Source organism: Streptomyces sp. NPDC058001, from assembly GCF_042886315.1.
Taxonomy (GTDB): domain Bacteria; phylum Actinomycetota; class Actinomycetes; order Streptomycetales; family Streptomycetaceae; genus Streptomyces.
The window spans coordinates 314,129-337,133 of the sequence record NZ_JBHVQT010000014.1; the positions used below are offsets into that span (position 1 = coordinate 314,129).

22 protein-coding genes are annotated in these 23,005 nt (G+C 71.2%); 9 read left to right on the top strand and 13 right to left on the bottom strand.

Going from position 1 to position 23,005, the window contains the following annotated elements:
* The first annotated feature begins 57 nt into the window (after positions 1–57).
* Positions 58–1,521: a M1 family metallopeptidase gene (locus ACFVT5_RS33060; RefSeq protein ID WP_389895577.1), complete on the top strand. Its 1,464-nt coding sequence runs from the start codon at positions 58–60 to the stop codon at positions 1,519–1,521.
* 56 nt (positions 1,522–1,577) lie between these two features.
* On the opposite strand, the gene ACFVT5_RS33065 is transcribed toward ACFVT5_RS33060, so the two are convergent.
* The 3 genes from ACFVT5_RS33065 to ACFVT5_RS33075 all read right to left on the bottom strand — a co-directional run bounded on the left by ACFVT5_RS33065 (position 1,578) and on the right by ACFVT5_RS33075 (position 3,583).
* A complete protein-coding gene (locus ACFVT5_RS33065) occupies positions 1,578–2,486 on the bottom strand; it encodes an oxygenase MpaB family protein (protein ID WP_389895579.1) in 909 nt (302 codons plus the stop codon).
* Positions 2,487–2,527: 41 nt separating this feature from the next.
* On the bottom strand, positions 2,528–3,019 hold the full coding sequence (locus tag ACFVT5_RS33070; RefSeq protein WP_389895581.1) for a hypothetical protein: 492 nt from the start codon (positions 3,017–3,019) through the stop codon (positions 2,528–2,530).
* Positions 3,020–3,103: 84 nt separating this feature from the next.
* Positions 3,104–3,583: a macro domain-containing protein gene (locus ACFVT5_RS33075; protein WP_389895583.1), complete on the bottom strand. Its 480-nt coding sequence runs from the start codon at positions 3,581–3,583 to the stop codon at positions 3,104–3,106.
* Between the two features lie 112 nt (positions 3,584–3,695).
* Between ACFVT5_RS33075 and ACFVT5_RS33080 the strand changes: the two genes are divergently transcribed.
* On the top strand, positions 3,696–4,421 hold the full coding sequence (locus ACFVT5_RS33080) for a MerR family transcriptional regulator (RefSeq protein ID WP_389895586.1): 726 nt from the start codon (positions 3,696–3,698) through the stop codon (positions 4,419–4,421).
* Between the two features lie 42 nt (positions 4,422–4,463).
* Here the strand turns inward: ACFVT5_RS33080 and ACFVT5_RS33085 are convergent, their stop codons facing one another.
* The 4 genes from ACFVT5_RS33085 to ACFVT5_RS33100 all read right to left on the bottom strand — a co-directional run bounded on the left by ACFVT5_RS33085 (position 4,464) and on the right by ACFVT5_RS33100 (position 9,452).
* Complete coding sequence (locus ACFVT5_RS33085) at positions 4,464–6,653, bottom strand: 3-hydroxyacyl-CoA dehydrogenase NAD-binding domain-containing protein (RefSeq protein WP_389895589.1); 2,190 nt, start codon at positions 6,651–6,653, stop codon at positions 4,464–4,466.
* Between the two features lie 39 nt (positions 6,654–6,692).
* The gene (locus ACFVT5_RS33090) at positions 6,693–7,907 is read right to left on the bottom strand and encodes an acetyl-CoA C-acetyltransferase (RefSeq protein WP_389895592.1); all 1,215 of its coding nucleotides are present in this window, start codon (positions 7,905–7,907) and stop codon (positions 6,693–6,695) included.
* Positions 7,908–7,942: 35 nt separating this feature from the next.
* Positions 7,943–9,133 carry a CaiB/BaiF CoA transferase family protein gene (locus ACFVT5_RS33095; protein WP_389895595.1) on the bottom strand — a complete coding sequence of 397 codons (1,191 nt, stop codon included), beginning with the start codon at positions 9,131–9,133 and terminating at the stop codon, positions 7,943–7,945.
* 163 nt (positions 9,134–9,296) lie between these two features.
* On the bottom strand, positions 9,297–9,452 hold the full coding sequence (locus tag ACFVT5_RS33100; protein WP_389895597.1) for a hypothetical protein: 156 nt from the start codon (positions 9,450–9,452) through the stop codon (positions 9,297–9,299).
* A gap of 83 nt (positions 9,453–9,535) precedes the next feature.
* Between ACFVT5_RS33100 and ACFVT5_RS33105 the strand changes: the two genes are divergently transcribed.
* Complete coding sequence (locus tag ACFVT5_RS33105) at positions 9,536–10,735, top strand: saccharopine dehydrogenase family protein (RefSeq protein WP_389895599.1); 1,200 nt, start codon at positions 9,536–9,538, stop codon at positions 10,733–10,735.
* Positions 10,736–10,775: 40 nt separating this feature from the next.
* Here the strand turns inward: ACFVT5_RS33105 and ACFVT5_RS33110 are convergent, their stop codons facing one another.
* The gene (locus ACFVT5_RS33110) at positions 10,776–11,501 is read right to left on the bottom strand and encodes an endonuclease V (RefSeq protein WP_389895693.1); all 726 of its coding nucleotides are present in this window, start codon (positions 11,499–11,501) and stop codon (positions 10,776–10,778) included.
* Between the two features lie 88 nt (positions 11,502–11,589).
* On the opposite strand from ACFVT5_RS33110, the gene ACFVT5_RS33115 reads away from it, so the two are divergent.
* Positions 11,590–11,889 carry a YciI family protein gene (locus ACFVT5_RS33115; RefSeq protein WP_389895602.1) on the top strand — a complete coding sequence of 100 codons (300 nt, stop codon included), beginning with the start codon at positions 11,590–11,592 and terminating at the stop codon, positions 11,887–11,889.
* On the opposite strand, the gene ACFVT5_RS33120 is transcribed toward ACFVT5_RS33115, so the two are convergent.
* The gene (locus ACFVT5_RS33120) at positions 11,878–13,020 is read right to left on the bottom strand and encodes a WD40/YVTN/BNR-like repeat-containing protein (protein WP_389895604.1); all 1,143 of its coding nucleotides are present in this window, start codon (positions 13,018–13,020) and stop codon (positions 11,878–11,880) included. The two genes, ACFVT5_RS33115 and ACFVT5_RS33120, sit on opposite strands and share 12 nt — an antisense overlap.
* 283 nt (positions 13,021–13,303) lie before the next feature.
* On the opposite strand from ACFVT5_RS33120, the gene ACFVT5_RS33125 reads away from it, so the two are divergent.
* Positions 13,304–13,720, top strand: a complete 417-nt coding sequence (locus ACFVT5_RS33125) for an SsgA family sporulation/cell division regulator (RefSeq protein ID WP_389895696.1) — start codon at positions 13,304–13,306, stop codon at positions 13,718–13,720.
* A gap of 39 nt (positions 13,721–13,759) precedes the next feature.
* Here the strand turns inward: ACFVT5_RS33125 and ACFVT5_RS33130 are convergent, their stop codons facing one another.
* The gene (locus tag ACFVT5_RS33130) at positions 13,760–14,623 is read right to left on the bottom strand and encodes an isocitrate lyase/phosphoenolpyruvate mutase family protein (protein WP_389895606.1); all 864 of its coding nucleotides are present in this window, start codon (positions 14,621–14,623) and stop codon (positions 13,760–13,762) included.
* Positions 14,624–14,717: 94 nt separating this feature from the next.
* Positions 14,718–15,398, bottom strand: coding sequence for a GPP34 family phosphoprotein (locus tag ACFVT5_RS33135; protein WP_389895607.1), 681 nt, complete (start codon positions 15,396–15,398; stop codon positions 14,718–14,720).
* A gap of 415 nt (positions 15,399–15,813) precedes the next feature.
* On the opposite strand from ACFVT5_RS33135, the gene ACFVT5_RS33140 reads away from it, so the two are divergent.
* From ACFVT5_RS33140 to ACFVT5_RS33155, 4 genes are all read left to right on the top strand, one after another.
* Positions 15,814–17,469, top strand: a complete 1,656-nt coding sequence (locus ACFVT5_RS33140; RefSeq protein WP_389895610.1) for an ABC-F family ATP-binding cassette domain-containing protein — start codon at positions 15,814–15,816, stop codon at positions 17,467–17,469.
* 10 nt (positions 17,470–17,479) lie between these two features.
* Positions 17,480–19,801: an ATP-binding cassette domain-containing protein gene (locus ACFVT5_RS33145; RefSeq protein WP_389895613.1), complete on the top strand. Its 2,322-nt coding sequence runs from the start codon at positions 17,480–17,482 to the stop codon at positions 19,799–19,801.
* Positions 19,802–19,892: 91 nt separating this feature from the next.
* Positions 19,893–20,669 (top strand): dimethylargininase, encoded by a 777-nt coding sequence (ddaH, locus tag ACFVT5_RS33150; protein ID WP_389895617.1) that lies wholly within the window; start codon positions 19,893–19,895, stop codon positions 20,667–20,669.
* Between the two features lie 111 nt (positions 20,670–20,780).
* Positions 20,781–21,755, top strand: coding sequence for an acyl-ACP desaturase (locus ACFVT5_RS33155; RefSeq protein WP_389895620.1), 975 nt, complete (start codon positions 20,781–20,783; stop codon positions 21,753–21,755).
* Positions 21,756–21,828: 73 nt separating this feature from the next.
* On the opposite strand, the gene ACFVT5_RS33160 is transcribed toward ACFVT5_RS33155, so the two are convergent.
* Both ACFVT5_RS33160 and ACFVT5_RS33165 read right to left on the bottom strand, forming a co-directional pair.
* Complete coding sequence (locus ACFVT5_RS33160) at positions 21,829–22,095, bottom strand: WhiB family transcriptional regulator (RefSeq protein WP_389895623.1); 267 nt, start codon at positions 22,093–22,095, stop codon at positions 21,829–21,831.
* A gap of 106 nt (positions 22,096–22,201) precedes the next feature.
* A complete protein-coding gene (locus tag ACFVT5_RS33165) occupies positions 22,202–22,993 on the bottom strand; it encodes a VOC family protein (protein WP_389895626.1) in 792 nt (263 codons plus the stop codon).
* Positions 22,994–23,005: the final 12 nt, after the last annotated feature.

The following is a 23,005-nucleotide window of genomic DNA, read 5'->3' on the forward strand; positions in this document are numbered from 1 at the left end:
GCACCAGGGGCTGAATAGGGTCGAACGGTCCTTGTACCCCCATGACTTGGAGCTTCCGTGCACCGCAGACTCATCGTCCCGGGCGCGCTCGCGGCCTCCCTGCTGCTGGCGATCCCGGCAACGGCCGCCGACTACACGCCCGGGGCGCCGGGTATCGGCGATCCCTACTATCCGGACTACGGGAACGGCGGATACGACGTCTCCCACTACGACCTGCGGCTGAAGTACCAGCCGACGACCGACCTCCTCGAAGGCACGGCGACGATCCTCGCCACCACCACCCAGAACCTGTCACGTTTCAACCTCGACCTCGGTCTGAAGGCCAGTGAGGTGCGGGTCAACGGCAAGAAGGCGACGTTCACCACGTCGGGCGTCCAGGAGCTGGAGATCACGCCGGCCGCCGGGCTGCCGAAGGGCACCCCCGTCACGGTCGTCGTGAAGTACGCGGGCAAGCCGTCCGAGGTGAAGCTGTACGGGTTCACCTCCTGGCAGCGCACCCCGGACGGCGGGGTCGCCGCGAACGAGCCCGAGGCGGCGGCCTGGTGGTTCCCGTCGAACGACCACCCGCGGGACAAGGCCACCTACGACGTGTCGGTGTCCGTGCCCGACGGGACGCAGGCCATCTCCAACGGGGTGCTCCAGTCGACCAGTTCGAAGCTGGGCTGGACCCGCTACAACTGGCGCTCGGCGAAGCCGCAGGCGACGTATCTGGCGACGCTCGCCGTGGGCAAGTTCGACATCACGACCGACACGACCGCGTCCGGACTGCCCGTCCTGAACGCCTACAGCAAGGATCTCGGCGCCAACGCCGGGGCCGCGCGGGCCAGCGTGGAGCGGACCACGGAGGCCGCCGAGTGGCTGGAGAGCGTGTTCGGGCCGTATCCCTTCGACACGCTCGGCGGGTATGTGCCGAATGTGCCGAGCCGGTTCGCGCTGGAGACCCAGACGCGGCCGTTCTACAGCCCGAGGCAGTTCGCGAACGGCTCCAACGTGTCCGTCGTCGTCCATGAGCTGGCGCACCAGTGGTACGGCGACAGTGTCTCGGTCCACGGCTGGAAGGACATCTGGCTGAACGAGGGCTTCGCGAGCTACAGCCAATGGCTCTGGTCCGAGAAGGAGGGCGAGGGGACCGCGCAGGAACTCGCCGACTACGTGTACGCGTCACACCCGGCCGACGACCCGTTCTGGAAGGTCGCGCCCGGTGACCCCGGTCCGGAGAACCAGTTCGACGGCGCCGTGTACGACCGCGGGGCACTCGCGCTCCAGGCGCTGCGGAACGAGATCGGCGACCAGTCGTTCTTCAAGATCCTGAAGGGCTGGCCGAAGAAGAAGGCGTACGGCAACGCGACCGTGGCCGAGTTCGTGCGGTACGCGGAGAAGGTGTCCGGGAAGTCGTTGGGGGCGCTGTTCGACACCTGGCTGTACGCCACGGAGCGGCCTGCCCTGCCGGGTGTTCGGGCTGCCGGGGTGCCGGACGCGCCCAAGTCGTGGGCGGACATCGCCCGTTCGCAACTGCGGTGAGCTTGGGGACCCCCGGCCTGGCTGCGAAGCGCGGCCGGGGGTTCTTCCCACCTGCCCTATTGCACCTGTCGCACGCCGTGGCGCCGCCTCGCTTCGCGTGCCATCGGCAGGTATCTGACCCGGTCCGGGAGCAGGGGGACCAGTCGGGCGACCGCCCTCCCGAAGTGGCGCAGTCGGCGTTCCTGGCGGGCCGTCCACGGGAGGCCGATCGCCTCGCGGGCCTCCGGGGGCAGCAGGCCCACGGTGAGGAAGCGGCGGAACCGGGCGAACGGTCCGCGCAGCAGCGGCCACAGGGCCCGTAGCGGGAGCCGGACCAGGAGGGGGCCCCGGTCGGGCGGTGGAACCGTCGGGTCGACGGTGGTCAGCTCCGCCGCGATCTTCGTCAGCTCCACCTCGTGGGCCAGCACTTCGCGGTAGTACGGCCAGAACTCCTCGACCGTCTGCGGCATGTCCCGGTCACGCAGACCGAGCACCCGGCCGACCCGCAGCCACTCCCCGTAGAGCCGTCGCTCCTCGGCGTCCGTGTAGGGGCGCTGCCACAGGTATCCGCGCGCGTGCCGCATCACGGGGAATCCGGTGGCGTGCACCCATGCGTAGTGGTGTGGTGTCAGTGCGTGATAGGGGCGGCCGTGGGCGTCGGTGCCCTTGATCGTGCGGTGCAGCCGGCGCAGCCTGCGGCCCTCGGCGACGGCGGCCTCTCCCCCGTAGACCCAGAGCAGCAGCGAGCGCAGGGAGCGTTCGGCGCGGCCCCAGGGGTCGGTGCGGAACACCGAGTGGTCGTCGACGCCGGCGCCTACGGCCGGGTGGGCGACCTGGAGGGCGAGCGCGGAGGACAGGGAGAGCAGGGTACGGATGTCTCCGACGATGTCCCAGAGGATGCCGTCGGGGGGTGGGGGCGACGGGTCCGAAGGAGTCGGCGGGGCTGACGGCGACCCGATGCTGACATACCCGGCGTTTTGCGGCATATGTCCATTATGGAGCCCTTACGGCCGGGGAATCCCGCAGCTCAGCCGTGTGACCTCGACCCGGGTTCCGAAAGGCGCTCGCCCACGATGCGGGCCGCGAGATCGGAGGCCAGCTCGGAGACGGTGAGTCGCAGTTCGGCCTCGACCTCGGCCCGCCGCGCCTCCGTCCTGACCTGACCGGCCGCGGTGGCGGTGTCCCGCTCGCGCGGGCCGTCCATGTGGGCCTCGGTGACCGGGGCGATGTCGGTGTGGGCGCTGGTGTCGGAGGCTCGCCGCGAGGTGCGGGATGCGTCGCGTCCGGCTTCGGCGAGTACGGCCACCGTCTCGGCCCGCTCCCGCTCGGCTCGGGCCCGCACCGCTTCGGCGCGCCGCGCGGCACCGTGCGTACGGTCGTCGCGCCGGGCCCGCGCGCGATGCAACCGGGGCAGCGCTCGGGCGACGGCGAACAGACAGAGCGCGAACACGGGCAGCGCGACGGCGAGTTCCTCCACCTTCGGATGGAGCGGACCGATGTCGGCGGGGACGAGGTACATACCGATGACCTACCCGTTCGTACGTCCACAACAACGCTCGTACCAAAGGGAGTTGAGATGTCTCCGCTCCTTTAAGCCGGGCCCCTATCCGTCATGGTCGTACACCGTCACCGCCACACCCCGGGCGACGAGCCGCTCGGTTATCAGCGGTTCGACGCGGGACCACTTCCCGCCGGACAGCCCGCACCCGATTCGCGGCATGTGCACGGAAGCCCCCAGCTCGACGGCCCGGTCCGCCAGGGTGCCGAGCGCGGTGTCCATCGCCTCGTACCGCACCGGGACGCCCTTGCTGCCGGTGCGGATGCCCCGCTGGCCGATCATGTTTGCCACCCATACGAAGCGGTCGACCCTGACGAGCTGCACCGCGCCGAGCCCGAAGTCGTTCCGGGCGCGGTCCCGGTGCCACGCCCGGTAGGCCGCCTCGGCCTCCGGCCAGCGGCGCGAGACGGCCAGGACGAAGCCCTTGCCCCAGCCCCCGATGTCGTTGCAGACATGGGCGATCACCTTGACGCCCTTGCCCAACGGCGTGGTGGCGTCCCCCCGGACGTACGTGATCTCCGACATGACGCCACCGTACGGGCCGCCACTGACAAAGGGCGCGGCTGCTGTGTGACAGCAATACTGTTGCACGGTGATCAGGGGCCCGTGGTGGACCCGTACGGAGCTGGGAGCTGGGATGACGACGGACGCACCGGACGCGACGCTGACCGTCGACGAGCTGGCCGCGCGGGCGGGCGTGACCGTTCGGACGATCCGCTTCTACGGCACCCGGGGGCTGCTGCCGCCGCCGGTGATCGGCGCCCGCCGGGTGGGCCTCTACGGGCAGGACCATGTGGCGCGGCTCGGTCTCATCGAGGAGTTGCAGCACCAGGGCATGACACTGGCCGCCATCGAACGGTATCTGGAGCAGCTACCGCCGGATCTGACCGCGCACGACCTCGCCCTGCACCGTGCCGTGGTGGCCTCCTGGGCGCCGGACACGCCGGAGGACGTGACGCGCGCGGAACTGGAGCGGCGGGCGACGCGCGCCCTCAGTGACGAGGACGTGGAACGGCTCGCCGCGATGGGCGTGCTCACCCGCACCGACGACCCCGACATCTTCCGTGCCGACCGGGGCCTGCTCCGCCTGGGCACGCAGTTGCTGGACGTGCCGATCGCCCATGAGACGATCCTCGCCGCCCGTACCGTTCTCCTGCGGCACGCGCGCGAGGCGGCCCACGAGCTGTCCCGGATGTTCCGCGACGAGGTGGGCGACCTCTACCGCGAAGGATCCGCCGACCAGGCACATGTCGCGGCGATGAAGTCCCTGTCCGCCCATATGCAGCCCCTGGTCGTGCAGGCCCTGGTGACCGCGTTCCAGCGCTCGCTCAAGGAGGAGCTGGGGGAGTGGCTCAGGAAGTGACCATGGGGCACCGGCGAGTGCCGGCGCCCCACTCCCCTGCCGTCAGGCGTCCGTGAAGGTCTCCCCGCGTTCCGCCTTCTCCACCAGGAGGGCCGGCGGGGTGAAGCGGTCTCCGTAGCGGGCCGCCAACTCTCGTGCGCGGGACACGAATCCGGCGGGCCCGCCCTCGTACCCGTTGATGTACTGGAGCACGCCCCCCGTCCAGCCGGGGAAGCCGATGCCGAAGATGGAGCCGATGTTGGCGTCAGCGACCGACGTGAGGACGCCTTCCTCCAGGAGGCGCACGGTGTCCAGCGCCTCGGAGAACAGCATGCGTTCGCGCATGTCCCGGAACGGGATGTCGACGCCGTCCTTGGTGAAGTGCTCGCGCAGGCCCGGCCAGAGACCGGCCCGCTTGCCGTCCACGTAGTCGTAGAAGCCCGCGCCGCCGCTCCTGCCGGTGCGGCCGAACTCGTCGACCATGCGGTCGATGACAGCCTCGGCGGGATGGGGGTCCCAGGTGCCGCCCGCCTCCTCGACGGCCCGCTTCGACTCGTTACGGATCTTGCGGGGCAGGGTCAGCGTCAGCTCGTCCATCAGGGACAGCACCTTCGCCGGGTACCCGGCCTGCGCCGCCGCCTGTTCGACGGATGCGGGCTCGGCGCCCTCGGCGACCAGCGCGACGCCCTCGTTGATGAACTGGCCGATGACGCGCGAGGTGAAGAAGCCGCGCGAGTCGTTGACGACGATCGGCGTCTTCCTGATCTGCCGGACCAGGTCGAAGGCGCGGGCCAGCGCCTCCTCGCCGGTGCCCTCGCCTTTGATGATCTCCACGAGCGGCATCTTGTCGACGGGCGAGAAGAAGTGCAGGCCGATGAAGTCGGCGGGCCGCTCGACGCCCTCGGCGAGGACGGTGATCGGCAGTGTGGAGGTGTTGGAGCAGAGCAGCGCGTCCGGTTCCACGAGATGCTGGATCTCCTGGAACACCTTGTGCTTGAGCGCCGGGTCCTCGAAGACGGCCTCGATGACGGCGTCGCAGCCCGCGACATCCGCGGGATCGGCGGTGGGCGTGATCCGCGCGAGCAGCGCGTCGGCCTTCTCCTGGCTGGTACGGCCTCGGGACACGGCCTTGGCGCAGAGCTTCTCCGAGTACGCCTTGCCGCGGGCCGCCGCGTCGGCCGACACATCCTTGAGGACGACGTCGATGCCCGCGCGGGCACAGGAGTAGGCGATGCCCGCGCCCATCATCCCGGCGCCGAGCACGGCGACCTTGCGGACCGTGTGCGGTGCGGTGCCCTGGGGGCGGTTCGCGCCGGAGTTGACTGCCTGGAGGTCGAAGAAGAACGCCTGGATCATGTTCTTCGCGATCTGGCCGGTGACCAGCTCGGTGAAGTAGCGGCCCTCGATGGTCTGGGCGGTCTCGAAGTCGACCTGGGAGCCCTCGACGGCCGCCGCGAGGATGTTGCGCGGCGCGGGGTAAGGGGCTCCGCCGGTCTGCTTCTTGAGGTTGGCGGGGAAGGCGGGCAGGTTGGCGGCGAACTTGGGATGCGCCGGAGTGCCGCCCGGGATGCGGTAGCCGGGCCGGTCCCAGGGCTGCTGCGACTCGGGGTTGGCGTCGATGAAGGCGCGCGCCTTGGCCAGCAACTCCTCGGGCGTGGCCGCGACTTCGTGAACGAGTCCGGCGTCGAGCGCGCGCGGTGCGCTGTACTGGGTGCCCTGGAGGAGGACCTTCAGCAGGGCGTCGGTGATGCCGAGGAGGCGTACGGTCCGGGTGACACCGCCGCCCGCGGGCAGCAGGCCGAGCGTGACCTCCGGGAGACCGATCTTGGTGCCGGGGGTGTCGAGGGCGACGCGGTGGTGGCTGGCGAGCGCGATCTCGTAACCGCCGCCGAGCGCGGCGCCGTTGATCGCGGCGACCACGGGCTTGCCCAGGGTCTCGATGCGGCGCAGGTCCCGCTTGATGCCCATGCCGGTGTCGAACGCCACCTGGGCCTGTCCGGGGCCGAGTTGGATCATCTCCTTGAGGTCGCCGCCCGCGAAGAAGGTCTTCTTGGCGGAGGCGTAGATGATCCCGCGCACCGTGTCACGCTCGGCCTCAAGGCGGTCGGCGACGGCCGTCAGGGACGACGTGAACGCCTGGTTCATGGTGTTGGCGGACTGGTCGGGGTCGTCGAGGACGAGGGTGACGATGCCGGTGTCGTCCTGTTCCCAGCGGATGGTGGTGCTCTGTGGCCTTGATGGGGTGGCTGCCATGGCTGCTTTCTCCGTAAGGGGGTGTGCCGGGACGGACGGTCAGAGACGCTCGACGACAGTGGCGATGCCCATGCCGCCGCCGACGCAGAGCGTGGCGAGGCCGCGGCGCAGATCGCGGCGCTCCAGTTCGTCCACGAGCGTGCCGAGGATCATCGCGCCGGTGGCGCCGAGCGGGTGGCCGAGCGCGATGGCGCCGCCGTTCACATTGACCTTGTCCAGGGACAGCCCCATGTCCTTGGCGAAGCGCAGAACGACCGCGGCGAACGCCTCGTTGATCTCGACCAGGTCGATGTCGTCGATGGTCAGCCCGGCCTTGGCGAGCGCCTTGCGGGTCGCGGGCGCGGGCCCGGTGAGCATGATGGTCGGCTCGGAGCCGGAGACCGCCGCCGACACGATCCGCGCGCGGGGCCGCAGTCCGTACCGCTCCCCCACCTCCTTCGAGCCGATGGCGACCAGGGCGGCGCCGTCGACGATGCCGGAGGAGTTACCCGCGTGGTGGACGTGGTCGATCTTCTCGACCCAGTGGTACTTCTGGAGCGCGACGGCGTCGAAGCCGCCCAGATCGCCGATGTCCGCGAAGGACGGCTTCAGCTTGCCGAGCGAATCAGCAGTGGTGCCGGGGCGCAGGTGTTCGTCGTGGTCGAGGACGACGAGTCCCGTGCGGTCGGTGACCGGGACGACCGACTTCTCGAAGCGGCCGTCCTTCCACGCCGCGGCGGCACGCTCCTGCGACAGGGCGGCGTACTCGTCCACATCGCGCCGCGAGAAGCCCTCGATGGTGGCGATGAGGTCGGCGCCGATGCCCTGCGGTACGAAGCCGGTGTCGAAGTTGGTCATCGGGTCGGCGAACCAGGCGCCCCCGTCCGATGCCATCGGCACCCGTGACATCGACTCGACGCCACCCGCGAGCACCAGGTCCTCCCAGCCCGAACGGACCTTCATCGCGGCCAGGTTGACCGCTTCCAGCCCTGAGGCACAGAAGCGGTTCTCCTGGACGCCGGCGACGGTGTCGGGCAGACCGGCGGCGATGGCGGCGATCCGCGCGATGTCGGAGCCCTGGTCGCCGACCGGCCCGACGACGCCGAGGACGATGTCGTCGATCGCGGCCGGGTCGAGGCCGGGGAACCGGTCACGGATCTCGTGGATGAGGCCGACGACGAGGTCGATCGGCTTGGTGCCGTGCAGGGCACCATTGGCCTTGCCGCGTCCGCGCGGGGTGCGGATCGCGTCGTACACATACGCTTCGGTGGTCACGCTCGTGCCTTTCGCCGAGGGTCGGCCGGGTGGGGTCACTGGGAGTCTTCTGGGGCCGGTCGCGGGCGGTCTGGGTGGGTGGTGAGGTGCGGCAGGTCCCAGTCACGGGCCACGTCCGCGGTGTCGGCGCCCGGTTGCGCGGGCCCGCGCCGTATCGCCGACGGGGTCTCGGAGAAGCGGGGCGCCGGGGCGGGCTGGGTGATGCCGCCGTGCTCCACGAAGGTGCCGCGGGCCGCGAGGTGCGGGTCGTGGGGTGCCTCGCGCAGCGAGAGGACGGGCGCCACGCACGCGTCGGAGCCCTCGAACACCTCGGTCCACTCGGCGCGGGTACGGGTCCTGAAGCGGGCGGTGACCGCCTCGCGCAGTTCGTCCCAACGGGCCATGTCCTTGCGCGCGGGCGCGATGCCGTCGAGGCCGAGCAGGGTGATGAACTCGTCGTAGAACTGCTGCTCAAGGGCGCCGACGGCCATATGGCCGCCGTCCGCCGTCTCGTAGCATCCGTAGAACGGGCAGCCGCCGTCCAGGAGGTTCGCCCCGCGCCGGTCCTGCCAGCCACCGGCCGCGAGCATGCCGTGGAGCATCGAGGCGAGATGCGACGCGCCGTCCACGATCGCGGCGTCCACGATCTGTCCGGTGCCCGTCGCGCGCGCGTGGTGCAGGGCGGCGAGCACGCCCACGACGAGGTACAGGGAGCCGCCCGCGAAGTCCCCGACGAGATTGACGGGGACCGTCGGCGGTTCGTCGGGGCGGCCGATCAGGCCGAGAGTGCCGGTGCGGGCGATGTACGCGATGTCGTGCCCCGCGCGCGCGGCGAGCGGTCCGTCCTGGCCCCAGCCGGTCATCCGGCCGTACACCAGGCGGGGGTTGCGGGCGCGGCAGGCTTCGGGACCGACGCCCAGGCGCTCGGCGACGCCGGGGCGGTAGCCCTCGATCAGGATGTCCGCGCGCTCCACCAGGTCGAGGACGAGACCGGGGCCTTCCGGGGCCTTGAGGTCGACCAGGACGGAGCGTTTGTTGCGGTTCGTGACGTCGTACTCCGGGTTGATGGCGAGGCCGGAGCCGCCGGGACGGTCGACCCGTACGACGTCGGCGCCGAGGTCGGCCAGGAGCATGCCGGCGAACGGGCCCGGTCCGATGCCCGCCAGCTCCACCACACGGATGCCCACGAGCGGACCCGGCCCTGGGTCCGGCACCGGGCCCGGCCTTGCCGCCTCTGTCGCCGTCATCGAGCCCCCGAAGGTCTGATACGAGGTTCCGCCACAAGATCTGACACAACTGATGTAACACCAAGGATGTTATGGAGGGCGTTGTGCCCACACAACCCTGAACGAGCAAGCGCTTAGAAATGTGCCCGGCGCTCATCGGATGTCGCGTGCCGATCGGCCCAAGTCAGCGGCGCGGCGCCACGTCCAGCTCCGCGTCCAGCTCCGTGATCAGCCGCTTCGTCGCTATCGCGCGACGGCTCTCCTCGACGGCGCCCGGGAGGCCGAGCGCGAACGCGCGTGCCCGCTCCCACGTCGTCCGTGCGCGCTTCGCCGCCGCCATGGTCACCTCCGGGTCCCTGGCCCTCGTTCCCCCACGCTAGCCTCAGCCACCGACAACGGCGCGGTGCCGGGCTGAGAGGTGTCATGAGCGGGCAGGGCAGGGCGGATCACTCGGATCGCACGTACGACGTCGTCCTCTTCGGGGCGACGGGTTTCGTGGGCGCACTCACCGCGGAGTACCTCGCCGCGCACGCGCCCGAGAGGCTGCGGTGGGCCGTCGCCGGGCGCGACGCGGGGAAGCTGGAGCGGCTGCGCGAACGGCTGATAGCCCTCGCGCCGGGCGCCGGGGACGTCGCCGTACTGCACGCGAACGTCGCCGACCCGGCATCGCTGCGCGAACTCGCGCTCCACGCGCGCGTGCTGGCGACCACCGTCGGCCCGTACATCACCTACGGCCATGACCTGGTGGCGGCCTGCGCGGACACGGGCACGGACTACGTGGATCTGACGGGTGAGCCGGAATTCGTCGACCTCACCTATGTGCGGCACGACGTACGCGCGCGGGAGACCGGTGCGCGGCTGGTGCACGCGTGCGGGTTCGACTCGATCCCGCACGACCTGGGCGTGTACTTCACGGTGGGGCAGTTGCCGGAAGGGGTGCCGCTGCGGATCGACGGGTTCGTCAGCGCCGACGCGACCTTCTCGGGCGGAACCTTCGCGTCGGCGCTCGGCCAGTTCGCCCGCCGGCGGCAGATGGCCGAGGCGGCGCGGGACCGCAAGCGGCACGAACCGCGCGTGGTGGGGCGGCAGGCGTACGCGACGACCGGGGCGCCCCGGTTCGCCAAGGAGGTCGGGGCGTGGGCATTGCCCCTCCCGACGATCGACATGCGGGTGGTGCAGCGCTCCGCGCGGGCCCTGGAGCGGTACGGGCCGGACTTCCGCTACCGGGAGTACGCGGCGGTGCGGCACCTTCCGGTCGCGGTGGGCGGTGCGGCGGCGATGGGCGCGCTGTTCGCCGCGGCGCAGGTGCCGGCCGCACGGCGCCGCCTCACGGACCGGGTGCGGCCGGGTGACGGTCCCGATGAGGCGCGGCGGGCCCGGAGCCGGTTCTCGGTGCGGTTCGTCGGCGAGGGCGGTGGGCGGCGCGTCTTCACCGAGGTCTCGGGCGGCGACCCCGGCTACGGCGAAACGGCCAAGATGCTCGCCGAGTCGGCCCTGTCCCTGGCCTTCGACGACCTCCCGCCGACCGCGGGCCAGGTCACCACGGCAACGGCGATGGGCGACGCCTTGACGGCGCGGCTGCGCGAGGCGGGCATCACGTTCCGCGTGGCGGCGACGCGCTGATTCCCGGTTCCGCCGAAAGAACCCGCGCGGACTCTCGCGGTCAGGTCGTGAGGTCCGTCAAGGATTGGCGGCAGACGGAGTCGGCGCGGCGGGTTGTTTCCGGGAGGCGGTAGTGCGGGGTGAGGTGGAGGGTGTGGGCGCAGGCGGTGGGCAGGGAGACCCGGTGGCCGACCGATACGTACACCGGTTTGACCCCGTCCTGTGTACGCAGTGCCGCGCCCACCTCCTCGGCGCCGTCCAGCAGCGGCGCCACCGACCCGCGCGTGGTGCCCGGTTCCGTGTGCGTGAAGGTGAACGGGTTCTTGGCGACGCCGATCGTCGGCAGCCCGGTCAGCACGCCCAGGTGACTGGCCAGCCCGAACCGGCGCGGGTGGGCGAGCCCGTACCCGTCGCACACGACGAGCCCGGGATCGCCGCTCAGGGCCTCCAGGGCGGCGACCACGGTGGGGATCTCACGGAACGCCAGCAGCCCGGGGACGTACGGGAAGGAGACCCGACCGACGGCGGTGGCCTGCTCGATCACCGTCAGAGTCGCGGCGTCGAGGACGACGGCCGCCGCGAGGACCCGGTCACGCGCGTCGTCATAGGCGACGTCGACTCCCGTCACCCGTCCGGTCCCCGGTACCGGCCCCTGCTCCTCGCGCACCACGCGGCCCCTCAACTCGTCCTGCACCGCGCGTGCCTGCGCCTCGGTGGTGGGCCAGTCGGCGGGCAGCGGAACATGGGAGGGCGGGCCGGTGCGCGGAGCGGGTGCGGAGGATGTCATGGTGCCGCCGAGCGTACGCGGCGCCACCGACAGAGCGCCCACGGCCCGCGCCGCCACCGCCCCCGTCACCGCCGGTAGGGTCGCGATCATGTTCGTACTGGAACTGACCTACACCGCACCGCTCGACGCCGTGGAGCCGCTGCTCGCCGAGCATGTCGACTGGCTGGACGAGCAGTACACGGCGGGCGTCTTCATCGCGTCGGGGCGCAAGAACCCCCGTGACGGCGGGGTGATCCTGGCCGTGGGCGACGACCGCGCCGCGATGGAGGCGATCACCGCCGCCGACCCGTTCGTCACAAAAGGCGTGTGCGCGTACCGGATCACCGAGTTCATCGCGACGAAGACGGCGCCCGAACTCGCCCCGTACCGGCAGCCGTCAGTGTCCTGAGGAGTGCCCTGAGGAGTGCCCTGAAGCGGGTTCCGCGCGCGCGATGCGGCCCTTCTCGCCCGCCGCCCAGCACGTTCCGTCCGCCGTGCAGTCCACGGTGTCGTACGAGCCCGTGTCGACGGTCCGCCAGGTCCGGCCGCCGTCCTTCGTCAGATCGGTGCCGGTGGGGCCGACCGCGAGCGCCGCGTGCCGGGCGCCCACACCGTGCGCGAGGGAACGCGGCAGCCAGGCCACGCCCGAGCGGTAGGCGGGCGGCGGCTGCGCCGAAGGTCCCCAGGTACGGCCGCCGTCACCGGTGACCGCCGCCGCGTCGGGCGACGCCTGATCGGCGCGGTAGTCGCCGCCGACCGCGATGCCGTGCGCACGGTCCCGGAAGGCGACCGCGAACACTCCGCGCGCGGAATCGCCCGCGGGGATGGGCGTGTCGGTGGCCGTCCAGGTGCGCCCCCGGTCCGCGGAATGCAGCACCCGCGCGCGTGCGCCCCCGCCCGTCGCCAGCCACACGTCCCGCGTACCGGACGTGACCAGGCACTGGCCGCTCGCCGCGAACCCGGCCTCGCCGGTCAGCGCGGGCGGCATCCCGTCGCTCGGCAGCACCGTCCAGGACCGTCCGCCGTCCCGCGTCGACAGGATGCGGTACTTGCCGTCGACCGGGTCGCTCATCGCGAGGCCGTTGCGGTGGTCGAAGAAGGCGACGCAGTCGTAGAAGGCCCTCGGGTCCGTGTTGCGGAACGCCTCGGTCCAGGTCGCTCCCCCGTCGTCGGTGCGCAGCACCCGTGAGGCATCGCCCTCGCCGATCGCGAGGACCACCGCGCGCCGCGCGTCGAACGCCTCGACGTCCCGGAACTCCAGCCCCTCGGCGCCGGTCGGCGACATGTCACGCCAGGTCCGGCCGCCGTCCGTGGTCCGCAGCACGGTGCCTCCGGAGCCCGCGGCCCAGGCGGTGCGCCGGTCGACGGCGGCGAGTCCACGGAAGCGGGCGTCGCTGCCGCTGTCCTGGAGCCGCCAGCCCAGTTCGTGCCGGCCGCCCTCGGCGTCCTGGGAGCCTCCGGCGCCGGCTGCCTGCGCGGGTGCCGCGAGCGCCGCCGTGAGTGCCAGTCCCCCCAGCATCGCCGCCGTCGTCCGCCCCATACGCCTCATGTTCCCCATGGCCCTCATGGCGGGCGAAGCTAGCCCACGGGACACCTCCCGTCCAGACGCCCTCGCCCGTCCGCGCCGGCCGGACCCCCCACGCGAACTCCCCGCGCGAACTTCAGCGGCGCCGCGCCGCGAAATCCGCTGCCGTGACAGACATCACTAGGGATTCCGGTGCACGGATCGGGTCGCTTCTTCGTCTATCCAAGTGCCCGGCGGAATCAGTTCGGCCGACTGGGGCACCGGCCCGGTCGTCACCGCAATCACCAGGAGGCAGGCGTTGTCCCTCGTCATCGAGCAAGCCGTGGAGGCCCGCCTGGTGGCCGCCGCGCCCCGTATGCCCACGATCCCGGCCACGCTGCGCTACGACAGCCGGGATCCCTTCGCCGTCCGGATGACCTTCCCGGCCCCCTCCACGCTGGAGGGCGTCGAGGTGTGCTGGACGTTCGCGCGGGAACTCCTCGCCACCGGCCTGGACGAGCCGGCCGGGGACGGCGACGTACGGGTGCGTCCGTACGGGTACGACCGCACCGTCATGGAGTTCCACGCCCCCGAGGGCACCGCGATCGTGCACATCCACAGCGGTGAGCTGCGCCGCTTCCTCAAGCGCGCCACGGCACTGGTCCCGGTCGGCCGGGAGCACCGCCAGATCGACCTGGACCACGACCTCGCCGAACTGATGGGTGGCGCCTGCTGATCACGGCCGCTGAGCACGCATGGTGAGCATGTCCGCTGATCACGGCCGCCCGAAGAGGGCGTTCAGCTCCCCGAAGTCGGCGCCACCGGCCAGCGCGTCGTAGGTGCCCTCGGTCAGTACTTCGTGGGCGGCCCTGCGGACCAGTGCGTGCACGGCCTGGGCGATGCCCGAGCCGACGCTGATCCGGGCGACGCCCAGCGCGGCCAGTTCGGCGACCGTGGGGGCGCCCGGCCAGACCATGATGTTCAGCGGTGCGTCGATCCCGTCGGCGAGCGCGCGTACGGTGTCCGGTTCCACGGAACCCGGCACGAAGACCCCGTCGGCGCCGGCGGCGACAAAGGCGGCGGCCCGTTCCAGCGTCGCGGACAGCCGCTGCTCGGGCTCCCCCACGGCCCGCAAATAGGTGTCCACGCGCGCGTTGACGAACAGCGGCACCCCCTCGGCGTCGGCCGACTCGCGTGCGGCCCGGATGCGTTCCGCCTGTTCGGCCACGGGTCGCAGCGGTCCGGAGCCGTCGTACGCGGCGTCCTCGATGTTGACGCCCACGGCACCGGCCGCGAGTACCAGGCGGATCGTCTCGCCGACACCCTTCGGATCGGCCGCGTACCCCGCCTCGATGTCCGCGGTGACCGGCACCGCGACGGCCGCCGCGATCCGCGCCACGGCGTCCAGGGCGCGGTCCCGGTCCAGCCGGTCGCCGTCCGCGGCGCCGAGTTCCCAGGCGAGTCCCGCGCTGGTGGTGGCGACCGCCGCGGCACCGGCCTCCTCGACCACGCGGGCGCTCGCGAGGTCCCAGGCGTTGGGCAGGACCAAAGGCGTGCCCGCGCGGTGCAGGGCCCGGAAGTCGAGCGCCCGCGCGCGGAGGTCGTGCGTCGTGGCGGAGGTCCGCGTCTCATGCGTCATGCCGTCGACCTCATCACGGCGCCATGGCTGACGGCTGGCAGGAATCCGACCTCTACCTGAAGGCCCGTGCCCGACGTACGTGAAGGCGTGCCCGTCAACTGCTCGTAGCCGCCCCTGTCGCCGTCGCCGTCGTGATCGTCACGATCATCGCCGTGCGCACCTCCTGGATCGCCTTGCGCAGGGCGGGCGCCGCCGCTCCGGCGCGTTCGCCCAGTTCCTCGATGCGCTGCTTGTGGAGCTTGCGTTCCTTGCCGGAGGCGAGGGTGCGTACCTCTCCGGCGGCGGCCAGCGCGACCAGGGCGGCGTCCCGGTCGGACACCTGGTCGACGGGGAGCGGACCGCGCAGGACGGCCAGGGCCTCCTCGCGCAGCGCGTCCACCGTCCTGACGCCCTCCAGCGAGTAGTCGACGGACGGGAAGACACCCAGGACGCGCCTGCGGTCGGCGCGCAGTTGGCCGTTGGCGACGAGTTGGGCGCGTACGGCGTCGAGGGTGACTCCGGCCCGTGAGGTGACCCAGCTCTTCCACTTGCGTGGCCGTGACTCCTCGATCAGCTCCATGAGGCCGTCCAGGACGGGATCGCCGGTGCGGGCGTCCGGGTCGACGGGCTTGACGACGCCGTCGTCGTCCACGAGGAGTCCGCCCAGGGCCAGTTCGGTGAGCGCGCCCGCTCTGACCAGATGGCCCAGATGGCTGGCACCGGTGATCTTGAGCTTCGCGGTGTCCCAGGAGAGCAGATAGAGCCGGGCGGGCAGTGAGAGCGGGCCGTTGGGCACGAGGCATCCTCCAGAAGCGGCGCGGGTCGGGGCGCCGTCGACCGCCACGATAAAGGCTTGACCCGGCCCACCTCGACTTTCTACCGTGAAGAGGAATTCCGCCGCCCCGACAGGAGAAGGACGTTGCTCTACTGAGGTCGTGAGACACCGCGTCACACAGCCGCTCTGCCGCTGTGTGCGTCGCGGGCGACCTCGGCCGTCGAGCCGTCCCTCCGCATCCTCGGCACCCTCCGCACGCGCCCTAAGCCCTCACACGGGCCCGAAGCGCTTGCGCCGGGCACGCTCCCGAGGACCATGCCGACGACCGCTCCGGGAACACTCCCCCGCCCCGGGAACGTGCTCCCCGCCTCCGCCGTCCGCCCGCGCGGTGTCCCGTACGAGTCGCCCTGACCGTATCCAGCCACCGCGAGGCCGCATGTCCAGCCGCTCCAACCGCTCCAGCCGCACTTCGTCGCTCACCTGTACCTCCCTGTCCTTCAACTGGCCCGACGGCTCCACCGTCTTCGACGGGCTCCAGGCCGCCTTCGGCCCCGGCAGCATCGGACTCATCGGCGTCAACGGGTCAGGAAAATCAACCCTGTTGAAGCTGATCGCGGGAGACCTCACGCCCTCCGACGGCACCGTCCACGTCACCGGCGACATCGGATACCTGCCGCAGAACGTCACGCTCGACACCCGGCTGCGGGTCGACGAAGCCCTCGGCATCGCAGCCACCCGTGCCGCGCTGCACGCCATCGAGGCGGGCGACGCGGCCGACGAGCACTTCACCGCCGTCGGCGACGACTGGGACGTCGAGGAACGCGCCCTGGCCACCCTCGGCACGCTCGGGCTCGGCGCCATCGGCCTCGACCGGACCGTCGGCGAACTGTCCGGCGGCGAGTCCGTGCTGCTGCGGCTGGCCGCGCTGCTCCTGGAGCGGCCCGACGTCCTGCTCCTGGACGAGCCGACGAACAATCTCGACCTGTACGCGCGGCGCCGCCTCCACGCCGCCGTCTCGGCGTGGACCGGGATCCTGGTCGTGGTCAGCCACGACCGTGAACTCCTCGATCTGGTCGACCGGATCGCCGATCTGCGCGACGGCGCGCTCACCTGGTACGGCGGCGGGTTCTCCGGGTACGAGGAGTCGCTCGCCGCCGAACAGGAGGCCGCCGAGCGGATGGTCCGGGTCGCCGAGACCGACGTACGCCGTCAGAAGCGGGAACTCGCCGACGCCCAGGTCAAGTTGGCCCGGCGCAAGCGGTACGGCCAGAAGATGTGGGACACCAAACGCGAACCCAAGGTCATCATGGGCGCGCGCAAACGCGAGGCCCAGGTCGCCGCAGGAAAGCACCGCCTCCTGCACGAGGAGCGGCTCGCGGCGGCGAAGGAGCGCCTGGACGACGCCGTCGACGCGGTGCGGGACGACGACGAGATCCGCGTCGACCTGCCCGCCACGGCGGTCCCGGCCGGGCGGGACGTCCTCACCCTGCGCACGCTGACCCTCCGGCACGCGCGGACGGCGGCCGTTCCCGGCGAGTTCCTGGTACGCGGACCCGAGCGGATCGCGCTGATCGGGCGCAACGGCGCGGGCAAGTCCACGCTTCTGCGGACCCTCGCGGGCGAGCTGGAACCGGTGTCCGGCGCGGCGACGGCATGGGTGAACGCCCGGTTCCTGCCGCAGCGGATCGACCTCCTGGACGACGGGCTGACGGTCGCCGAGAACGTGGCGCGGTTCGCCCCGCACGCCACCCCGCAGCGGATCAGGTCACGGCTGGCCCGGTTCCTGTTCAAGGGGGCGCGGGCCCAACAGGAGGCGGGCACACTGTCGGGCGGTGAGCGGTTCCGTGCGGCCCTCGCCGCGCTGATGCTCGCCGAGCCCGCGCCGCAGCTCCTGATGCTGGACGAGCCGACGAACAATCTCGACCTGGCGAGCGTCCGTCAGCTCACGACCGCCCTGGAGTCCTACGAGGGAGCGCTGATCGTGGCCGGGCACGATCTGCCGTTCCTGGAGTCCCTCGGCATCACCCGCTGGCTGCTCCTGGACGGAGAACTCAGGGAAATCCCGCCGGAAGCTGTCGGGTATTCCTTCTAGCGTCCAGGGCATGCACGGTTACATCACCATCTCCGGAGCCCGCGAGAACAACCTCAAGGACGTCAGCCTGCGCATCCCCAAGGACCGGCTCACGGTCTTCACGGGGGTGTCCGGGTCGGGAAAGTCGTCGGTCGTCTTCGACACGATCGCCGTCGAGTCGCAGCGCCAGCTCAACGAGACGTTCACCTGGTTCGTACGCAACCGGCTGCCCAAGTACGAGCGGCCACAGGCGGATGTCATCGAGGACCTGTCGCCCGCGATCGTGGTCGACCAGCGCCCGATCGGCGGCCACTCCCGCTCCACCGTGGGCACCATGACGGACATCTACTCGGTGCTGCGCGTCCTGTTCTCGCGGTACGGGACGCCGAGCGCGGGCGAGGCGACGGCGTACTCCTTCAACGACGCGGCGGGCATGTGCCCGGACTGCGACGGCCTGGGGCGCGCGGTGCGGCCCGACTGGGACCGCATGCTCGACCCGGCCAAGTCGCTCGCCCAGGGAGCGATCACCTTCCCGCCGTTCACGGTCGGCACCTGGCAGGGCCAGACGTACCTCAACACCCACGCCCTGGACACGCACAAACCGGTCGGTGAATTCACCGCCGCCGAGCGGGAGTTCCTGATGCGCGGGGACGGCACGGGCCACAAGGTCACGGTCAGCAGCTCCGGGAACACCTTCGAGATCGACTACGAGGGGCTCGCCGACCGTTTCGAGCGGCTGTACGTGAACCGGGACCTGGCGGCACTCAGTCAGCGCACCCGCGATCTGGTGGCGGGCTACCTGGCGGAGCGGATGTGCCCGCGGTGCCGGGGCGCCCGGCTCAACGAGGCGGCGCTCGCCACCCGGGTGTGCGGGCTGTCGATCGCCGAGTGCGCGGCGATGGAGGTGGTCGACCTGATCGACGTCCTCGCGCGCGTGGAGCACCCGGTGGGCGGGCCGATCGCGGCGGCGGCCGTGCGCGCCCTGGAGCGGATCCAGGCGATCGGCCTGGGCTATCTCAGCCTCGACCGGGAGACGTCCACGCTCTCGGGCGGCGAGGGGCAGCGGCTGAAGATGGTGCGGCACCTGGGCAGCAGCCTCACCGGGATGACGTACATCTTCGACGAGCCGAGTGTCGGGCTGCACCCGAGGGATGTGGGGCGGCTGAACGATCTGCTGCTGCGGCTGCGCGACAAGGGCAACACGGTCATCGTGGTGGAGCACGACCCCGATGTCATCGCCGCCGCCGACCATGTCGTGGACATGGGGCCGCGCGGAGGTGTGGGCGGCGGCCGGGTCGTCTTCGAGGGGACGCCCGAGGCCCTGACGCGCGCGGACACCCAGACGGGCCGTTGCCTGCGCCGCCGAACGGGCGTCAAGGACGAGCCGCGCAAGGCGACCGGCGGGCTGTGGGTACGGGACGCGGCGCTGCACAACCTCAAGGACGTCACCGTCGAGTTCCCGACCGGCGTCCTCACGGCGGTGACGGGTGTCGCCGGGTCCGGCAAGAGCACGCTGGTGTCCCGCGCGTTCACCGCGGCGCACCCCGATGCCGTGGTCGTCGACCAGTCGGCGATCGGTATCTCGGGCCGGTCCACGCCGGCCACGTATCTCGGGATCATGGACACCGTACGGAAGATCTTCGCGCGCGAGACCGGCGCCGACCCGGGGCTGTTCAGCTTCAACTCGCGCGGGGCGTGCGAGACCTGCCAGGGGCGCGGGGTGATCCACAGCGATCTCGCGTTCATGGATCCGGTCACCACGACCTGCGCGACCTGCGGCGGGCTGCGCTTCCGTGCGGAGGTGCGGCGCCTGACGGTCGGCGGGCGTTCCGTCGTGGACGTCCTGGAGATGACGGCCGACGAGGCGCTCGACTATTTCACCGACGCTTCCGTACGGCGCCGGCTGCGTGCGCTCAGCGATGTCGGGCTGACGTATCTGACGCTGGGGCAGCCGCTGTCGACGCTGTCGGGCGGTGAACGGCAGCGCATCAAGCTGGCGACCCGGCTGCACCGCACCGGCGCCGTGTACGTCCTGGACGAGCCGACGACCGGGCTGCACATGGCCGATGTGGACAGCCTGCTCGCGCTGCTCGACGGGCTGGTGGACGGCGGCAACACGGTGCTCGTCGTGGAGCACAACATGGACGTCGTCAAGCACGCGGACTGGGTGATCGACCTCGGCCCGGACGGCGGCAAGCACGGCGGCCGGGTGGTGTTCGAGGGCACGCCGTCCGATCTGCTCGCGGCGGAGGGGTCGCTGACGGCTCGGCATCTGCGGCGCGCGGTGCGGGGCACGGTGGAGGACGCGGCGGGGGACGCGGTGGAGGACGCGGTGGGGGGCGTCGCCCGTTAAGAGTGGGGTTGGGGGGTGTTGTGGTGCGGACGTGGCGCTGCATGATGAGCGCCGAGCCCCCCGACCGAGCCCGTCGATACGGAGATCGCCCGTGCCCAGCAGGAAAGCCCTGGTACGCCGCCCCAGCCCGCGGCTCGCCGAAGGACTCGTCACGCATATCGAGCGCGAGCCGGTGGACACCGCGCTGGCGCTCGCCCAGTGGGAGACCTACACCGCGACCCTGCGGGAGCACGGCTGGGAAACCCTGGAGGTGGAGCCCGCGGACGACTGCCCGGACTCGGTGTTCGTGGAGGACACCGCCGTGGTGTTCCGCAATGTCGCCCTGATCACCCGACCGGGCGCCGAGTCGCGCCGCGCCGAGACGGTGGGCGTCGAGCAGTCCGTGGCCCGGCTCGGCGCGTCCGTCAACTGGGTGTGGGATCCCGGCACACTCGATGGGGGCGATGTCCTCAAGGTGGGGGACACGATCTACGTGGGGCGCGGTGGGCGGACCAACGCGGCCGGGGTGCAGCAGGTACGGGCCGCCTTCGAACCGCTCGGCGCGCGCGTGGTGGCGGTGCCCGTCAGCAAGGTGCTGCATCTGAAGTCGGCGGTCACCGCGCTGCCGGACGGCACCGTCATCGGGCATGAGCCGCTGGTCGACACGCCGTCACTGTTCCCGCGTTTCCTGCCGGTTCCCGAGGAGTCGGGGGCGCATGTCGTGCTGCTCGGCGGCTCCTCGCTGCTGATGGCGGCGAGCGCGCCCAAGACGGCGGACCTGTTCGCGGACCTGGGTCATGACCCGGTGCTGGTCGACATCAGCGAGTTCGAGAAGCTGGAGGGGTGTGTGACCTGCCTCTCGGTTCGGCTCCGCGACCTGTACATGTGACAAACGATCTTTACGGAGCATTTAACCTACGGGAGCGTAACCTACGGATACGTAGCCTACGTCTGCGTAGGTTGTCGTCCCCCGCAAGCACTCCCGTCCCCAGGAGCCTCCGTGACTCTCACCTCGCCCGACCTCGGCACGCCGTCCACCTGGACGGACGCCCGGCTGCTCCACGCGTTGGAGGAAGTGGTCGAGACCGAGTTGAACCGTCATCTGAGGGTCACCAAGGACTGGATGCCCCATGAGTATGTGCCCTGGTCGGACGGGCGGAACTTCCCGGGGTACTTCGAGGACGGCGAGGTCTGGGACAAGGAGCAGTCCAAGGTCACCGAGATCGGCCGGATCGCCCTGGTCGTCAATCTCCTCACCGAGGACAACCTGCCGAGCTACCACCACGAAATAGCTTCACTGTTCGGCCGCGACGGAGCCTGGGGCACCTGGGTGCACCGATGGACCGCCGAAGAGGGCCGGCACGGGATCGTGATGCGGGACTATCTGCTCGCCTCGCGCGCGGTGGACCCGGACAAGCTGGAAGCGTTCCGCATGGCGCACATGTCGGAGGGCTTCGAGTCGGACAACCGGCACTCGATGCTGCACTCCATCGCCTATGTGGCGTTCCAGGAGCTGGCGACGCGGATCTCGCACCGCAACACCGGCCACCAGTCCGGTGACCCGGTCTGCGACCGGATGCTCGCCCGCATCGCGACCGACGAGAACCTGCACATGGTCTTCTACCGCAATCTGCTGAAGGCCGCCTTCGAACTCGCGCCCGACCTGACAATGCAGTCCGTGCGGGATGTCGTGGTGGGCTTCCGGATGCCGGGGCACGGGATGCCGGGCTTCGAGCGGGCCGCCGCGCAGATGGCCATCGGCGAGGTCTACAACATGCGTATCCACCACGACGACGTGCTCCAGCCGGTGTTGCGCTTCCTGAAGGTCATGGACATCGACGGCCTCGGCCCCGAGGGTGTGCGCGCCCAGGAGGAACTGGGCCTGTTCATGGGCGGCCTGGACGCGGAGGCCAGCAAGTTCGACGAGAAGTTGGCGGCCAGGAAGGCACGGCTCGCCGCGCGCGGGCGGATCTGACCCGCACCCCGCGCAATCACCACCGGTTCACCCCGCGGACTCACCACCGGTTCGAAGAGGCGCCGCACCGGGGTCAAAGGGGCAGCGCCCCTTCGTCCCCGGTCTCGCGCCGCAGGCTCTGGCGTTCCTTCTCCGACAGGCCGCCCCAGACCCCGAACCGTTCGTCGTGGGTGAGGGCGTACTGAAGGCAGGTGGCTCGCATCTCGCACATCCGGCAGATGCGCTTGGCCTCGCGCACCGAGCTACCGGGCTCCGGAAAGAAGAACTCCGAGCCCGTCTGTGCGCAGAGCGCCTGCTCCTGCCAGGCGAGATCCCGCGGAATGACACTGTCGATCTGCATGGCACCGATGGTGCCGCCGGGCGAAAAACGTTCGCTCAACGCCGCATCAACGTCACTTCGAACCGGGGTCCCGCCTCTTTGCCGACCTCGTTGCCGGCCTCGGCGATCAGCCCTGTGACTCCGCGCTCTTGATGACCGCGAACCGCGCGCCGGAGCCGTCCGCCAGCTTGGTGAAGCGGCCCACGTCCGGGATGTCCGTCGGGGGCGTACGGACCGTGCCACCGAGTTCCTGAGCCTTGGCGGCCGTCGCGTCGGGGTCGGTCACCTCGAAGTACGGCAGCCAGTACGGCCCGCCCCGGGCCTCGGCGGGGTCCATGTCGACCGGTACCAGACCGCCGAACATGGAGGTGTCGCTCCCGGTCGCGGGCCGGACGGTGGTGTACGTGCCCTGCGGGAACGGTACGTCGGTGGTGACCCAGTCGAACACGGTGCCGTAGAACGCCTTGGCCGCCGCGACATCCGGTGTGTACAGCTCCGCCCAGCACAGGGAGCCCGGCTCGGTGACGAGGTCGAGGCCCGGGTTGGCCGCGGGCTGCCAGATACCGAAGCCGACGCCCTGGGAGTCGGTGAGGAACGCCATCCGGCCCTGATCCATGACGTCCATCGGCTGGAACAGCACGGAGCCACCGGCCTGTTCGGCGGCCTTGGCCGTCGCGTCGGCGTCCTCGGTCTGGAAGTACACGTTCCAGGAAGGCGGCCCCTGGTCGGGCGTGACCGTCATGGCGCCCGCGACGGTCTTGCCGGACAACTGGAGCATGCCGTAGCCGCCGGCCTCGGGGCCCGCGGACAGGAACGTCCAGCCGAAGAGTCCGCCATAGAAGGCGCGGGCTCCTTCGAGGTCGGGGGTGCCGAGGTCGAGCCAGTTCGGGGCGCCGTTCACATAACGGGTGGTGAGCATGATGCCCTCCTC

Coding starts and splice junctions, on each gene's coding strand:
- ACFVT5_RS33115 (WP_389895602.1), top strand. CDS start 11,590: ATGTTCGTACTGGAACTGACCTACACCGCACCGCTCGACGCCGTGGAG.
- ACFVT5_RS33105 (WP_389895599.1), top strand. CDS start 9,536: ATGAGCGGGCAGGGCAGGGCGGATCACTCGGATCGCACGTACGACGTC.
- ACFVT5_RS33160 (WP_389895623.1), bottom strand. CDS start 22,095: ATGCAGATCGACAGTGTCATTCCGCGGGATCTCGCCTGGCAGGAGCAG.
- ACFVT5_RS33140 (WP_389895610.1), top strand. CDS start 15,814: ATGTCCAGCCGCTCCAACCGCTCCAGCCGCACTTCGTCGCTCACCTGT.
- ACFVT5_RS33085 (WP_389895589.1), bottom strand. CDS start 6,653: ATGGCAGCCACCCCATCAAGGCCACAGAGCACCACCATCCGCTGGGAA.
- ACFVT5_RS33120 (WP_389895604.1), bottom strand. CDS start 13,020: ATGGGGCGGACGACGGCGGCGATGCTGGGGGGACTGGCACTCACGGCG.
- ACFVT5_RS33145 (WP_389895613.1), top strand. CDS start 17,480: ATGCACGGTTACATCACCATCTCCGGAGCCCGCGAGAACAACCTCAAG.
- ACFVT5_RS33065 (WP_389895579.1), bottom strand. CDS start 2,486: ATGCCGCAAAACGCCGGGTATGTCAGCATCGGGTCGCCGTCAGCCCCG.
- ACFVT5_RS33070 (WP_389895581.1), bottom strand. CDS start 3,019: ATGTACCTCGTCCCCGCCGACATCGGTCCGCTCCATCCGAAGGTGGAG.
- ACFVT5_RS33165 (WP_389895626.1), bottom strand. CDS start 22,993: ATGCTCACCACCCGTTATGTGAACGGCGCCCCGAACTGGCTCGACCTC.
- ACFVT5_RS33110 (WP_389895693.1), bottom strand. CDS start 11,501: ATGACATCCTCCGCACCCGCTCCGCGCACCGGCCCGCCCTCCCATGTT.
- ACFVT5_RS33075 (WP_389895583.1), bottom strand. CDS start 3,583: ATGTCGGAGATCACGTACGTCCGGGGGGACGCCACCACGCCGTTGGGC.
- ACFVT5_RS33100 (WP_389895597.1), bottom strand. CDS start 9,452: ATGGCGGCGGCGAAGCGCGCACGGACGACGTGGGAGCGGGCACGCGCG.
- ACFVT5_RS33130 (WP_389895606.1), bottom strand. CDS start 14,623: ATGACGCATGAGACGCGGACCTCCGCCACGACGCACGACCTCCGCGCG.
- ACFVT5_RS33080 (WP_389895586.1), top strand. CDS start 3,696: ATGACGACGGACGCACCGGACGCGACGCTGACCGTCGACGAGCTGGCC.
- ACFVT5_RS33095 (WP_389895595.1), bottom strand. CDS start 9,133: ATGACGGCGACAGAGGCGGCAAGGCCGGGCCCGGTGCCGGACCCAGGG.